This window comes from Sodalis sp. dw_96 (genome assembly GCF_018449575.1).
Taxonomy (GTDB): Bacteria; Pseudomonadota; Gammaproteobacteria; order Enterobacterales; family Enterobacteriaceae; genus Acerihabitans.
The window spans coordinates 76,739-89,598 of the sequence record NZ_JAAVUT010000007.1 but is presented as its reverse complement, the minus strand read 5'-3'; the positions used below and the strand labels follow the sequence as shown (position 1 = coordinate 89,598).

General features: G+C 45.5%; 13 protein-coding genes and 3 pseudogenes. 7 read left to right on the top strand and 9 right to left on the bottom strand.

The window, feature by feature from the left end:
• Window positions 1–45 precede the first annotated feature (45 nt).
• Window positions 46–2,610 carry a DNA mismatch repair protein MutS gene (mutS, locus tag HB631_RS12740; RefSeq protein WP_213991536.1) on the bottom strand — a complete coding sequence of 855 codons (2,565 nt, stop codon included), beginning with the start codon at window positions 2,608–2,610 and terminating at the stop codon, window positions 46–48.
• A 217-nt stretch (window positions 2,611–2,827) separates the two neighbouring features.
• On the opposite strand from mutS, the gene HB631_RS12735 reads away from it, so the two are divergent.
• The 5 genes and pseudogenes from HB631_RS12735 (at window position 2,828) to HB631_RS12715 (ending at window position 7,329) form a co-directional block, all read left to right on the top strand.
• Complete coding sequence (locus tag HB631_RS12735; RefSeq protein WP_213991535.1) at window positions 2,828–4,108, top strand: site-specific integrase; 1,281 nt, start codon at window positions 2,828–2,830, stop codon at window positions 4,106–4,108.
• A gap of 337 nt (window positions 4,109–4,445) precedes the next feature.
• Window positions 4,446–5,507, top strand: a complete 1,062-nt coding sequence (locus HB631_RS12730; protein ID WP_213991534.1) for a toll/interleukin-1 receptor domain-containing protein — start codon at window positions 4,446–4,448, stop codon at window positions 5,505–5,507.
• A gap of 88 nt (window positions 5,508–5,595) precedes the next feature.
• Complete coding sequence (locus HB631_RS12725) at window positions 5,596–6,243, top strand: pentapeptide repeat-containing protein (protein WP_213991533.1); 648 nt, start codon at window positions 5,596–5,598, stop codon at window positions 6,241–6,243.
• Window positions 6,244–6,631: 388 nt separating this feature from the next.
• Window positions 6,632–7,083 (top strand): annotated as a pseudogene (locus tag HB631_RS12720) (tyrosine-type recombinase/integrase); the annotation flags it as partial.
• A 6-nt stretch (window positions 7,084–7,089) separates the two neighbouring features.
• Complete coding sequence (locus tag HB631_RS12715) at window positions 7,090–7,329, top strand: phage virion morphogenesis protein (protein ID WP_255556983.1); 240 nt, start codon at window positions 7,090–7,092, stop codon at window positions 7,327–7,329.
• Here HB631_RS12715 and HB631_RS12710 read toward each other — a convergent pair.
• The 8 genes and pseudogenes from HB631_RS12710 to HB631_RS12680 all read right to left on the bottom strand — a co-directional run bounded on the left by HB631_RS12710 (window position 7,319) and on the right by HB631_RS12680 (window position 11,461).
• Window positions 7,319–8,290: a hypothetical protein gene (locus HB631_RS12710; RefSeq protein ID WP_213991532.1), complete on the bottom strand. Its 972-nt coding sequence runs from the start codon at window positions 8,288–8,290 to the stop codon at window positions 7,319–7,321. The genes HB631_RS12715 and HB631_RS12710 overlap by 11 nt on opposite strands.
• 32 nt (window positions 8,291–8,322) lie before the next feature.
• Window positions 8,323–8,568, bottom strand: a pseudogene (locus tag HB631_RS27045) (nuclease); the annotation flags it as partial.
• Window positions 8,569–9,040: 472 nt separating this feature from the next.
• Window positions 9,041–9,335: pseudogene (locus HB631_RS27040) on the bottom strand (transposase domain-containing protein); the annotation flags it as partial.
• A gap of 50 nt (window positions 9,336–9,385) precedes the next feature.
• Window positions 9,386–9,763 carry a hypothetical protein gene (locus tag HB631_RS12700; RefSeq protein WP_213991530.1) on the bottom strand — a complete coding sequence of 126 codons (378 nt, stop codon included), beginning with the start codon at window positions 9,761–9,763 and terminating at the stop codon, window positions 9,386–9,388.
• Window positions 9,764–9,779: 16 nt separating this feature from the next.
• Entirely contained in the window at window positions 9,780–10,103 is a 324-nt protein-coding gene (locus tag HB631_RS12695; protein WP_213991529.1) for a hypothetical protein, read from the bottom strand.
• Between the two features lie 63 nt (window positions 10,104–10,166).
• A complete protein-coding gene (locus tag HB631_RS12690; RefSeq protein WP_213991528.1) occupies window positions 10,167–10,544 on the bottom strand; it encodes a hypothetical protein in 378 nt (125 codons plus the stop codon).
• A 39-nt stretch (window positions 10,545–10,583) separates the two neighbouring features.
• Entirely contained in the window at window positions 10,584–11,192 is a 609-nt protein-coding gene (locus HB631_RS12685) for a hypothetical protein (protein ID WP_213991527.1), read from the bottom strand.
• Complete coding sequence (locus HB631_RS12680) at window positions 11,189–11,461, bottom strand: helix-turn-helix domain-containing protein (RefSeq protein ID WP_213991526.1); 273 nt, start codon at window positions 11,459–11,461, stop codon at window positions 11,189–11,191. The genes HB631_RS12685 and HB631_RS12680 overlap by 4 nt, the downstream gene beginning before the upstream one ends.
• Before the next feature lie 120 nt (window positions 11,462–11,581).
• On the opposite strand from HB631_RS12680, the gene HB631_RS12675 reads away from it, so the two are divergent.
• Together HB631_RS12675 and HB631_RS12670 are read left to right on the top strand one after the other, a co-directional pair.
• Window positions 11,582–11,986 (top strand): hypothetical protein, encoded by a 405-nt coding sequence (locus HB631_RS12675; protein WP_213991525.1) that lies wholly within the window; start codon window positions 11,582–11,584, stop codon window positions 11,984–11,986.
• A gap of 411 nt (window positions 11,987–12,397) precedes the next feature.
• Window positions 12,398–12,829, top strand: coding sequence for a DUF2787 family protein (locus tag HB631_RS12670; protein WP_213991524.1), 432 nt, complete (start codon window positions 12,398–12,400; stop codon window positions 12,827–12,829).
• Window positions 12,830–12,860 lie beyond the last annotated feature (31 nt).

Here is a 12,860-nt window from a genome sequence, read left to right as displayed (position 1 = left end):
GAATCCCACCGTTTTTTTATGGAAAAAATAAAGCGGGCGAAAGGATTAGAGCATTCCCTTCAGCCGGTACAGCCACTCCAGGGCCTGGCGCGGAGACAACGCATCGGGATCCAGTTCGGTCAGTGCCGTCACCACCGGGGAGGGTTCTTCCGGCTCCGGCTGCAGCAAAGAAAGCTGTGAGCCGTCCACGGTGCCGGTGGCGGCGTGGACAGACAGATTTTCCAGTTCCTTGAGCTTTTGCCGGGCGCGTTTAATCACGTCCCGAGGCACCCCCGCCAGCGCCGCCACAGACAGGCCGTAGCTCTTGCTGGCGGCGCCGTCCTGTACGGTATGCATAAAAGCAATGGTTTCCCCCTGTTCCAGCGCGTCCAGATGCACATTCACCACTCCCTCCATTTTTTCCGGTAATTGGGTCAGCTCAAAATAATGGGTGGCGAACAGGGTCATGGCCTTGATGCGGCCGGCGAGGCTTTCGGCACAGGCCCAGGCCAGGGACAGCCCGTCATAGGTAGAGGTGCCGCGGCCGATTTCATCCATCAGCACCAGGCTTTGCGGCGTCGCGTTATGCAGGATATTGGCCGTTTCGGTCATCTCCACCATAAAGGTGGAACGACCCGAGGCCAAATCGTCCGCCGCGCCCACCCGGGTGAAGATCCTGTCCACCGGGCCGATGACCGCCTGTCCGGCCGGCACGAAACTGCCGATATAAGCCATCAGGACAATCAGCGCGTTCTGCCGCATATAGGTGCTTTTACCGCCCATGTTCGGACCGGTAATAATCAGCATTCGCCGCTGGGCCGACAGCGACAGCGGATTGGCGATAAAGGGTTCGCTTAACACCTGCTCCACGACAGGATGGCGGCCGGCGGTGATGTTGACGCCAGGTACGCTGGTGAGGGTAGGGCAGACATAATCCAGGGTTTCCGCCCGTTCCGCCAGATTGCTCAACACGTCCAGCTCCGACAGCGCCGCTGCGCTTTGTTGCAGCGCCGCCAAATGAGGCAACAGCATATCGAATAGCTGATCGTAAAGCGCCTTTTCCAGCGCCAGGGCTTTGCCTTTTGAGGTAAGGACTTTGTCTTCGTACTCTTTGAGTTCCGGGATAATATACCGCTCGGCGTTCTTGAGCGTCTGCCGACGGACATAATGAATCGGCGCCTGATGGCTTTGACCACGGCTGAGCTGAATATAATAACCGTGGACGGCGTTGAAGCCGACCTTAAGCGTCTCCAGGCCGGTTCGTTCCCGCTCACGCAGCTCAAGCCGGTCCAGATAATCCGTGGCGCCGTCCGCCAGCGCCCGCCACTCATCCAGTTCCGCATTATAACCTGGCGCAATAACGCCGCCGTCCCGCACCAGTATCGGTGGCGTTTCCACCACCGCCCGTTCCAGCAGTTCCTTCAGTTCTGTAAACAACCCGGTTTGCCCGAGCAACTGTCGGATATGCTCGGTGTCCTGCCGGGCGAGCACGGCATGGATTTCCGGCAACTGCCGAAAAGCGTGGCGCATCCGTCCCAAGTCGCGAGGACGGGCGGAGCGCAGCGCCAAACGGGCCAACACCCGTTCCAAATCCCCCACCTGCCGCAGCAGCGGTTGCAGCTCGGCATAACACTCCTGCAGGGCGCGAATGGTTTGCTGGCGATGGGTCAGTACGTCGACATTCCGGGTGGGCATATGCAGCCAGCGCTTCAGCATGCGGCTGCCCATGGGAGTCACGGTACGATCCAGAATATCCGCCAGGGTATTGTCGGTTCCGCCGCCGAGATTCTGTGTCAATTCCAAATTACGGCGGGTGGCGGCATCCATCACGATACCGTCCTGCTGGCGCTCCAGGGTGACGGCGCGAATATGCGGCAGACTGGTACGCTGGGTATCCTTGGCGTACTGTAGCAGGCACCCCGCGGCCCGCAGGGCCCGCACGGCGCGCTCGATGCCGAAACCGTTCAAATCCCGGGTGCCGAATTGCAGATTAAGCTGCTGGCGGGCGGTATCCAGTTCAAATTCCCAAATCGGCCGCCGGCGCAATCCCCGGCGATGCTCAATCAAGCCCATGTCCGAAAAGGTTTCCGGATAAAGCAGCTCCGCCGGGTTGGTGCGCTGCAGCTCGGCGGCCATGGCCTCGCTGTCCGCCGGCTCGCAAACCAAAAAACGCCCTGAACTGATATCCAGAGTGGCATAACCGTAGCTTTGCTGATCCTGCCACACCGCCGCCAGCAGATTGTCCTGGCGCTCGCTCAGCAGAGCCTCATCGCTCAGGGTACCCGGTGTCACGATCCGCACCACCCGCCGCTCCACTGGGCCTTTGGTAAGGGCGGGATCGCCGATTTGCTCGCAGATGGCCACCGACTCGCCCAACTGGACCAGCTTGGCCAGATAGGTCTCTACCGCATGATAAGGCACACCGGCCATGGGAATGGGTTCGCCGGCGGATTGACCCCGCCGGGTCAGGGAAATATCCATCAGCTGCGACGCCCGTTTGGCGTCGTCGAAAAACATCTCATAAAAATCGCCCATCCGGTAGAACAACAGAATGTCCGGATGCTGCGCCTTCAGGCGCAGGTACTGCTGCATCATGGGTGTATGTTCGTCTGAATTTTCTGGTGTACTCATGGAGTTATGATATCCATTTCATTGAATTTGATAGGTTTAGTGATGATGATTGTTCTCATGAATTATCACTATGTCTCAAGAAATATCGCTACATCTTACATTTAAGTGTAGGTCAAAGTGTAGGTTTTACTGGTTGCGGCTGGTATAATATGGCGTATTAAACCACCAACCTACACTTTGCTCGTCTTTGTATGGCGTCCATGATAACGGAGTCTCCATGGCAGGGAAACAAGCGGGGAAGCCCCTATCGTCAAAAGCGATAGAAATGATGAAACCGACAGATAAAGATAAGGCTGATACCGGTGAAAACCGTGGACTGCGAGTCAGTTGCGGTTCGACCGGCGTCAAAACCTTTTTTTACCGTTACACCAGCCCACTGACAAATAAGCTGACCCAAGTTAAAATCGGCAACTTTCCGCACATGTCACTGGCTGTGGCGCGTATAAAGCTTGATGAGTTGAGGCAGATTCGCCAGCAGGGGCGTTGTCCCGCCGCTGAACTCAAACAAGAAAAACAACAGCAGACTGAGGCGGCAGCAAAAAAAACGGCGCCGGAATTGACGGTACAGGGGTTAATTGAACTCTATCTTTCCGAACGCATAGAAGATCGCCATGCGTCGGATGGCAAGGTCATTGCCGGCGCGAGAAAGAAGAAAGGGCAGGCCGAGGTTCGCCGTACTTTATATGCGGACGCGGTGGAAAAGCTGGGTGGCCGTATTGCAGCGCAGATTACCCGAAAAGATATCATCGACTTGATCAATGGCGTCATCGCCCGTGGCGCAAAGGTTCAGGCTGGCAGTCTTTTACGAGAACTCACGCTGGCATACGAATTTGCGATTGGCTTAGGGCGCTTGGAAGAAAGCTTTGCCAATCCGGCACTACTGGCGAAATCCAGTTTACGTCAAACCAGAATCAAGCTCACCTGTGGGCGTGGCACGCGGGTATTGAGCGAGAGCGAGCTGGCCAAATTTCTTAAATGGTTGCCGGGATCAGCCTATACGCCCACCATTAAGAATGTATTACGCTTGACCCTATGGACCGGATGCCGAACGGGCGAAGTGTGCAATATGGCCTGGGACGACGTGGATCTTGCTAAAGGGACCATACATCTTCGAGAAACCAAGACAGGGGTAGAGCGCGATGTGCAGTTATCAACCCAGGCTATCGATTTTCTGAAAATCCTGCGTCTCAACTCGAACAAATATTTGTTCCCTTCGCAAGCGACCAAGCTGCCTATTCAGCAAAAGTACCTGACGGAAAACTCATGGCGTTTGCGTGAGGCGGGTCAAATGCTCGATATTCCCCACTGGACGCCCCATGACTTGCGGCGCACCGTTCGTACCGGATTGTCGCGTTTGCAATGCCCGAATGAAATTGCCGAGGCGGTGCTGGGGCATACGCGTGGCGGGGTGGAAGGGATCTATAACCTGTACAAGTACGATGCCGAGTGCAAAAAGTGGTTGCAGGTTTGGGCGGATTATTTGGATAGCTTGGAATAGGGATATATCTGATTTGTACTGACTCGTATTTAATCTGACCGCCTTGCTACTCTGGGTCCAATCAGGTCTGATAGTCAGCTCAGTGCTGCAAGCGGATGTTTGTTCTGGTTAATCACCCATTGTATAGGCATACAAATATTGTAAAAACTTGTCTTGCTAGAAGAGGTATTCTGTTCTTGCCCCAACACTAAAACCATTTGTACCTATAATTCTTTGTAGTTTGGTGAAAAGCAGCATGATGTTTATCACATTGAATTTATAAAGGCGTGGCAACCCATACTTAAACACGGGTTGTCCTGGCGAATAAGCGTTAGACTGAGCAAGGAGATGTTGCATCTTGAGCAAACAAATTTTTATAAGTCATGCTGTTAGCAACAAAGCGCTGGCTGATGCATTTGTAGACCTTCTTCAAACGGGTGTAAACTTAGCTTACGATGATGTTTTTTGTTCTTCGCTTGAAGGCTTAGGTATTTCAGCGGGTGACAACTTCATAGATCATATCAAGGGTCAGATCCAATCGCCGAAGCTGGTGGTCGCGATTATCTCAAAAAACTACCTTGCTTCCCAATTCTGCATGTGTGAACTTGGCGCAGCTTGGGCAATGTCACATAAACTTCTTCCTCTGTTAGTTCCGCCATTGAAATATGCTGATGTGCAAGGAGTGCTAAAGGCTTCGCAGTTGGTACGCATAGATGATGAAAATGCCCTGAGTCAATTTGCAAACGATTTGAAAGATATTGTTCCGTCGGTAAAAGTAAGCATTCCAAGGTGGAATGTTAAGAGTAAAAAATTTATCCAGCATCTACCTGACCGAATTTCAGAATGCGGTGCACCAAGCATTATTCCGATTGAAGAGTATGAGGCTTTGAAAAAAGAGTTATCTGAAACGAAAGCAGCTTTAGCCGAGATAGATGATGACAACGAAAAATTATCGATATTAGTGAAAGAGCTAGAGCAATGCAAAGACCAGTCAGAAGTGCGTGCTGTCAAGAAGAGGCATTCATCTGAAAAAGATGAGTTTGATGAACTTATCCGGATCGCAGTTGCACAATTAATGGAGTTGCCAAGAGTCGTTTCACTAGTTATGTGCAAAGCCTTTGGTTCTGGAGAATCCACTTATTTGGATCCTTTCAAGGATAAAGATACGAGAGACGAGGCAGACGAGGCAGTCGGTAAGCAGTATCTTGATGTTGATAACAGTTGTTATTCTCTTAACAGGCAGCATCCTAAGATAAAAAAAACAATTAAAATGCTGGAAAATCTTGACGTATTTATTGACGAAATAAGTAAAGAATTCGTTGCTGCCTTTGAGGAGGAAAATGAGTTTCTCCTTTCACTTAAAAATCGTGAGTTTTGGGAATGGGCATTGGATAAAAGGCTGGCTAGATTATCTGTCTAACAATAGCAAACACTTGAGACAACATTTCGCTGTGCTCAAAGTTGTCCGGTGTCGCGGGCGTTATAAGAATAGGAAGTTGGAGAGTATTATGCTTCCAAAAGGTAAAAAAGGCCTATCTCGTTTATCTGTATTTTGCTGCAAAACTAAAACGAGGAATATTCGAAATAAATTCTACTCAAAGGCGCAGTGCTTTCGTGCTGACTTTTCCTATTCATCCTTTGTGAATGTCAATTTCAAAGGTGCAATTTTGACTAGCTGTAAATTCAAAGACGCTAAATTTACGCAAGTCGAATTTTTAGGTACAAACATAAAAAAATCAAATTTCACTAATGCCACGTTCAAATATTGCATATTTTCTAGAGTGTTGATGGAAAAAAGCAACTTCAAAAATTGTACCTTTGATAACTGTATTTTTGTAAACACAAATATTGTCGTTGCTAAAAGTATTGTAATTGGTGAAAACAATAGAATTTTTAATCGGCAACCATCACCCGAAGTTTCTCAAGAAATCTTAACACTGTTAGATGGATTCAAATTTAATTCAAAGATACAAAATAGCCGAGTTTTACACTTAAAGGGTGGGAAAATAAATGCTCTTACACTACAAAGTCTTATTGAGCGACTTGGAGAAAAAAGGCTTAAACGTGGCTTGCTTGCACTTAACGGCACTTTGCCTTATCGGATTGTAACTGCAAGTGGGTTGTGCAATGCAATTGACAAGGCTGCTCGTTCATGATACCGTTTTTTCCGTCCCGCCCCATTCAATCGAGAGATTGAAAAGTTAAGAAGATTAATGGGGACTCGATTCAATAGCTGGCATTCGAGAGGGGGTGACTATGGTAGGAAATATTTGCACGATCTTTGGTTTTATTAGCTTAATCATTGTAAACTGCTTAGACTTTTTTATTTTAGGTAATCACTCTCGATTGTTTGGGGTATCCACTACTTCTTAGTTCTCGCTAGTTGTTTATTCACCCGCAAAATACATTTTACCAGTACCATCAAATATGCACCTTGAGGTTGGCAGACGTTCTTCCCCGCGTCGTTTATGGCGGGCGTTATGTACACTTCTCGCTCATGTAAGACAGCCATAATTAAATCTCCCTCATTATAGGTGAATAACTATGACTACGTCACCTTGGAACAAAAAATGTATCATCGATCAAAAAAGACCTCTTCAGATATTTCATATCTGAGGAATTCGAATCAGGCTGGAGCTGGAAGGTAAAACGCGTGATCTCGCTCTTTTTAATTTGGCGCTTGATAGCAAACTTCGCGGCTGCGATTTGGTGAAGCTCAAAATGTCAGATGTTACTTGTGGCCGCTCTATTTTAAGCAGGGCAAATGTGTTGCAACAGAAGACTGGTAGCCCTGTCCAGTTTGAGTTAACCAGAGGAAGAAGAGAAGCAGTTGCTGTATGGATAGAAATAGCCAACTTGCGTAATTCTGATTATCTCTTTAAATCCCGTGTTGGATCCTCCCAATATATACCGACTAGGCAATATAACCGTATTTTCATGGATGGCTTAAAAAGCTGGATCTTGATGGTTCGCTTTACAGTACGCATTCCATGAGAAGTAAGATGTTTACCAAACTGTGCCCCGTAAGGTTTATGAAAGCCAAAGTCACCGCGATTACGGCAGAGGTGACCATTGCGGGAGGTGCCGCGCAGAGGATTGCACAGATTCATCATTATGGTTCGAGTGATCGGGTATGGCATAGAGGAATAATTGTAAGATATCCTGAACGCCATTTATTTGGGTTTGAATATAGCAAGGAAAATATACTTTACAATATGTTGATTGATTATCTTATTGAGTAATGTTATCAAAAATTTTTTTTCTTCCTGTCCATTCGAATGCGTCATCTTTTAATAGAGGAGCTTGCATATCTTGAATTTCCCAAGTTGGATTTTCATTGGTAATAAAAACACTTTCATAGTTTGAGTGTAGGGGCTTGTCAAAAATAAATGCACCATACTGAGATTCTATTAAAATATGGATGGCTGCAACCGCATTAATTAAGTTAGCTAGAGTGGCTAATCCTTTATTATCTCCTCTGTTATGTTTAATAGCATTATACGAAGCATACCAAGGAAGAGTTTTTGATGGTTCTAACTCATCCCAAACCTTGAAAGGACTGAATTTTCCTAAAGAAGGAAATAATATTAATTTAACCTCGTATTGGTTAAGTTTCAAAAGACTTAATGCTTTTACATAATGTTTCATTGTAAGAAAACCCTTCTCGATTTTAAAATTATTGTCTTTTAGAAAACTGCTTAATAAATATTCGACTTCCGTGCAGGAAAGAATTAGCAACTCTCTGATTTTGTTTCCAAAGGCTGATAGATTTTTGTAATCAGGTTCTATGAAATCAAAAATATTCAGTAAATAACTCGTTATATTATTATAAGCTCGCACTTCATCAGTTACATTATTTTCAGAATAAGTAAATTCATATAGACCAGGCTCATTCCTGTTTGTCCTACAGAAAAATAAACCTGTATCAGAGATCTTGACTGCTTCCACAATGTCAGGACAATTATTAATATAGTTATACCAGGAATAATAACCAATTTCTCGACATATAGGATCTTTAGAAATAACTGGTAATGGTTGAGATGACGGGTTTTGAAGAAAACTTGTCCATGTTGATAAATCAACTTTCCTTATATCTGAAGAACCAGAAAAAATATGTTTTTTTAAATAAATGTACCCATAATCACTATATTTTTGATAATATCCAATTTCATTGTCACTATTTTTGAAAATATAACTGTCCATATATTACGCTCCAAAGACCTTGTTAAAATCTATGCATGTGCTTCCACTTCGCATGGTGTGTGGCCACGTTTTGGCTCGATAAGGATCAGCGAGGCATCGGGTGTCCAATCGCCAGCAGATCATTGCGCCCACCGTCCAGCGTGCGCTCCTGATGACCAATAAGCATCCATTCGTTCGATAGAATGACGGGATCGTGCAGGATCATTTTTGCTCGCTAGCCAGGCGGCTAGCGGCTCAGGGTTTTCACTCATGCGCCAGATAGCACGATGAATCGACATGTTTTGTTCATTAGTTTAGCGCTACGTTAGTGAGCGAATCCGCCAGATGAAGCTGGGTTTGTTGTGCGGATTGCAGGCGAGATTCAAGGGTTTCACATAGAGTAAACAGCTCTTTAACTATATTGACAATATAATTTTGTTCTTTATACGGCGGTAAAGGAAATAAAAGGTAATCGAGCGGGGATGTCACCTTACCATCCTATATTAACCGGTTGATACTCTCGCATTTCCCATAAACAGATTTGGCAACTTTGGAACTGTTAAGGAACCATTGAGTCCAGCCCTGTCACTATAAACCTCACTCTCATTCCTTTGCTGTGAACGTAGAACGGTGAGTGAGCTCGTAGTACTGGTCGAACTTTTCTGGGTCCGACCACCCATCAACCGACCGGTTCCGTTTGGAGCGTCATCTTATCAGTGGGTCTTGCGTCGGCGAGGTGGGATATCAATAACGTATCGAACCGGGTGGGTCTCAGGCAAAGTGGTTTTCGGCGTAGAGCAACAGCTCGTTTATCCAGTTGTTGGGCCAGGAAGGCAACCGCATTAGCACATCCCTCAGCCAAATATAAGGGTCATGACTGTTGAGTTTGGCGGTTCCCAGCAGGCTCAGGATATCCGCCATTCGCAGTCCGGCGCGTAGCGACCCGGCAAACAGCCAGATTTTTTCTACTTACTGCCACCGGGCGCATGACACCTTCGATACGCTTATTATAGATGGGTACGCGACTGTCCTCCAGCTAACGCAGCAAGACCGGCCATCGGTCCATTTCTGATATAAGTATTAAACAGGAACAACGTTATGCCCTCGCCGTAAAAATTACAGCCCTAACACATTAATATAGAACTGACTACCATCGTCTGTTTTCTGAATATTATACGTAATCGGGAGTGATGAGGGATTTCCAATACCTGACATTTCTAAATCTGCGGCGCACTCATAAATATCGGGCGATGACTGATGTTTCGTTGTCCTGACATTTTTCACCGAAAATTTAACTCCATCGATATTTTTAGGGTACATCTCTGACAACTGCGAGCTTTTAATCGCGGTAAACTCTTTAGCTACCTGCTCACGGGCAATGCTAATCACCAGATTTCTGGCGTCATCACTATTGCACTTTGGTGTACCTGAGTTACAACCTGACAGCAGCATTCCTGTAGCTAGACAGGTTATAATCAATCGGAAGCATGACATTTCAATTTCTCCCGCATTACGAAAAAATAAGAATAAGTGTGTACAGGTTCAGTAACGTATTAAAACCCGTAATGGCTAATGCTAAAGTTTTCCATAGTTTCTTTCCGGAAGTATTCCACAAACTTACTAGTATTACGCAGCTCCATATCATCATACCGGCATCGATTTTTGCATCATTCCAACGCGAGTCAATGAAATATTCGATAATAGAAAATATAGCTATAGGAAGAAACCAGAACAGCCAGAATGTTTTCGCTAGCCCATATTCACCATTCAATAATTTCTTTTCTCTTAACTTTCTTTTTTCTTGATTGGTTTTCAATTTACTTGTCAAAGACATGATGTTCCCCTACTGAATTTGTAGATTATTAAATGATATTAATAGGTTTACCAGAATGATGATTCACTTGTTATGGTCATATACGCCATCAAGTGAGTTTTCTGAACCCATGCCACAAGGCCCGTCTGGCACAAATCCCATAACGGTCCATTTACCATCGGTACGCCCTTTAAGAATAACCATCGTTTTTCTGTCCGGTGACAAATACATCCAAGATGATCCGAAGTCTGTTCCGACCCAAAATTTTGCCTCTCCACTTATTTCGCAAACACTAGGCAGATCATTCATTCCCGGTCCGTTACCGATAACATCGAACTTGATCGGCGCGCTGGTTTTATCACCCATATTAACCGTCAGAGTGGCGGTCGGACTGGCTAGTTGTAATGTTTTTGCTACGACAAACGGGGAAAATAATACAATCAACAATAACATTTTTTTCATAATGCCAAACTCCATTTTTTTTTGAGTTTTCTCGTAGTATTAATAATTTGAATTGTACTTATGTTCAAGTATTAACAATCTAGTTTTACTTGATTTACAACGCAGCTGATCCTTAGCCTGACTAATAAATAATGCTATTCTTAAAATTTCAATAAAATTAATTAGCTGTGATCGATATAAAAACGACCCACGTTGAATACCGTTGCTATGATTTCTTTTAACGTTAGAAATTTTGTTTTGTAAACATCTTAACCTAGCCTCTGAATAAGGCGTTTCCGGGAGATCGAACATTTCCAGTAGGGCTTTGCCGTCGTATTTTACCAGTTTCTTTATTTCCGCACCGGTCACGGCAATGGATACTGTTGATATGAACACACCGAGTCCCCGGAAAACTAACCTCGTCCTCTCCACCACGTCATCAGTGACAAAATCTATATAGTCGTTATCCCATACAGCATTCGGAAGTTCCCTCGTGACTTCTGACGTGAACTGGTCAGTAATCCCTCCCGAAAGATAGTAACGAACCCATACTAACAGTTCCCTTTCGGTACATTCATGAAGCCTCAGTGTTCCGACAAACATCTTCCGCCAGAGAGAACAAAACCAGTATTCGATGCCCTCCATCACTTGGCATGCAGTGGTACTCATTCCGACTTCCTTTTTGCTGTTTTATCAAGGTAGCGGCTGGGCCATATTTCCTCCGGCTCCATTTCAAGTGCATGGGCGATCAGCCCTTCAGCCCTGGGATAATGGCGTTCGAAGGCATTGTTAAGTGTTCTGGCCGCCAGCCCCTGATCGCGAGATAACTGAGACAAGGTGACTCCACGTTTATGCAGCGCAGCCACAATATCAGCCCGGTGCCAGTCCTGAGGACTTCCTTTAGTTCGCTTTTTTTGCGATGCTGATGAGTTATTCACTGTATTAACTCCGCTGAATCAGTACAGGGATATTAAAAGCGAATAAAGAGAACTTATCAAGTTCCTTTTTATTGTATTTGAGTTCCTTTTGTCAATGCTTTGATATCTGGTGAAATTTTTATGACTAAAGAAGAATGCATGAACTCTGCGTCAGTCTCACCCACCGTTGTCGGTCCAGAAGACCAGGAGTGGCTGGCAGCAGTGCAATTTGTTAATAGGGAAGGGATGCCGGGGACGACCAAAGGTGCCCGCCTGCGCCTTGAAAAACTGGCTGAACTGCACCCTGAGATTAAGCGCAAGCGGACCCGGGGAAAAGGATTCGTTTATCACATCAGCGCCATGGGTATGTCGTTAAAGAGTGAACGTGAGAACGTGCAGATGATACCGGATGAAAAGCTGAATCTCTGGATACAGCTTTTCAAATCCATGAGCCCGGCATCCCGTGAAAAACTGCTGCAACTGGCTCTCAAGCAGGTGGCGGAAGATATTTCCAGGCCCCAGGAACCAGCACGTGATGATTTATGATGTCAGTATAACTACCTGATTTATATATATTTTATACTTTAAATCGTTTTACTTCCAATCATTGTTTTGGTATAATTAACTGTACTGGCGCTATATATTTTTTACTGTGTACCAGTACGCATTACACAATGCTATATAACCATACGTACTTATTATCCTTCCGTGGGGAGGGTTACTGGCATTAAAAATATGAGTTATAAAATGTTTTTATTGCATTATAAACTCATCGATGGAAATTTATTAATCAGTTAGATGAGAAATATGATTGGATGCAAATAGGGGCCATATCATTTTTTTATAAAGTCGACTGTTTTCACTTAGTAATGAAGTCACTCTATTACTTAATCTATATTTTATCCACTGATTACCGTATGAAGTTATATTACTGCTATTAACTCACTGGAGTTTGTTATGGAAATTAAAATGACTGTTCATCAGTCAGGGCTGCATTTGCCCATCAGTCAGGCTTTCATTAATATCCTGTACGAAGCATTATCCTATTCTCCACCAGCGGGCCAAACCTGTTCCGCCGTCGTTATCAACTTTCGTGACCAAAAATATAGTGCGGAAAGTGGGGGTTTCCATCCCGTAGAAATACGGCTGATATACCGGGAAAATAGGTGGTACTATGATTATATTACCGACTTCAGCTTTATGGGCAGCCCGTGGTCTGAATTGGAGAAAGAAATGGATATCAGTTGGAGCCAGCAGTATATATGGCACTATCTGATAGGGGATATGGACCCTGAAGAAGGGGGTGCCCTGTTTGAACTGTGGCAACGCAACTTTATTCAATATTGGCGCATGAATATATATACAGTATCCGTCCAGAGAGAAGACTAAACCAGAAAACTGCCGGATTGGCCATCACGGC

Coding starts and splice junctions, on each gene's coding strand:
- mutS (WP_213991536.1), bottom strand. CDS start 2,610: ATGAGTACACCAGAAAATTCAGACGAACATACACCCATGATGCAGCAG.
- HB631_RS12735 (WP_213991535.1), top strand. CDS start 2,828: ATGGCAGGGAAACAAGCGGGGAAGCCCCTATCGTCAAAAGCGATAGAA.
- HB631_RS12725 (WP_213991533.1), top strand. CDS start 5,596: ATGCTTCCAAAAGGTAAAAAAGGCCTATCTCGTTTATCTGTATTTTGC.
- HB631_RS12715 (WP_255556983.1), top strand. CDS start 7,090: ATGTTTACCAAACTGTGCCCCGTAAGGTTTATGAAAGCCAAAGTCACC.
- HB631_RS12710 (WP_213991532.1), bottom strand. CDS start 8,290: ATGGACAGTTATATTTTCAAAAATAGTGACAATGAAATTGGATATTAT.
- HB631_RS12700 (WP_213991530.1), bottom strand. CDS start 9,763: ATGTCATGCTTCCGATTGATTATAACCTGTCTAGCTACAGGAATGCTG.
- HB631_RS12695 (WP_213991529.1), bottom strand. CDS start 10,103: ATGTCTTTGACAAGTAAATTGAAAACCAATCAAGAAAAAAGAAAGTTA.
- HB631_RS12690 (WP_213991528.1), bottom strand. CDS start 10,544: ATGAAAAAAATGTTATTGTTGATTGTATTATTTTCCCCGTTTGTCGTA.
- HB631_RS12685 (WP_213991527.1), bottom strand. CDS start 11,192: ATGAGTACCACTGCATGCCAAGTGATGGAGGGCATCGAATACTGGTTT.
- HB631_RS12675 (WP_213991525.1), top strand. CDS start 11,582: ATGACTAAAGAAGAATGCATGAACTCTGCGTCAGTCTCACCCACCGTT.
- HB631_RS12670 (WP_213991524.1), top strand. CDS start 12,398: ATGGAAATTAAAATGACTGTTCATCAGTCAGGGCTGCATTTGCCCATC.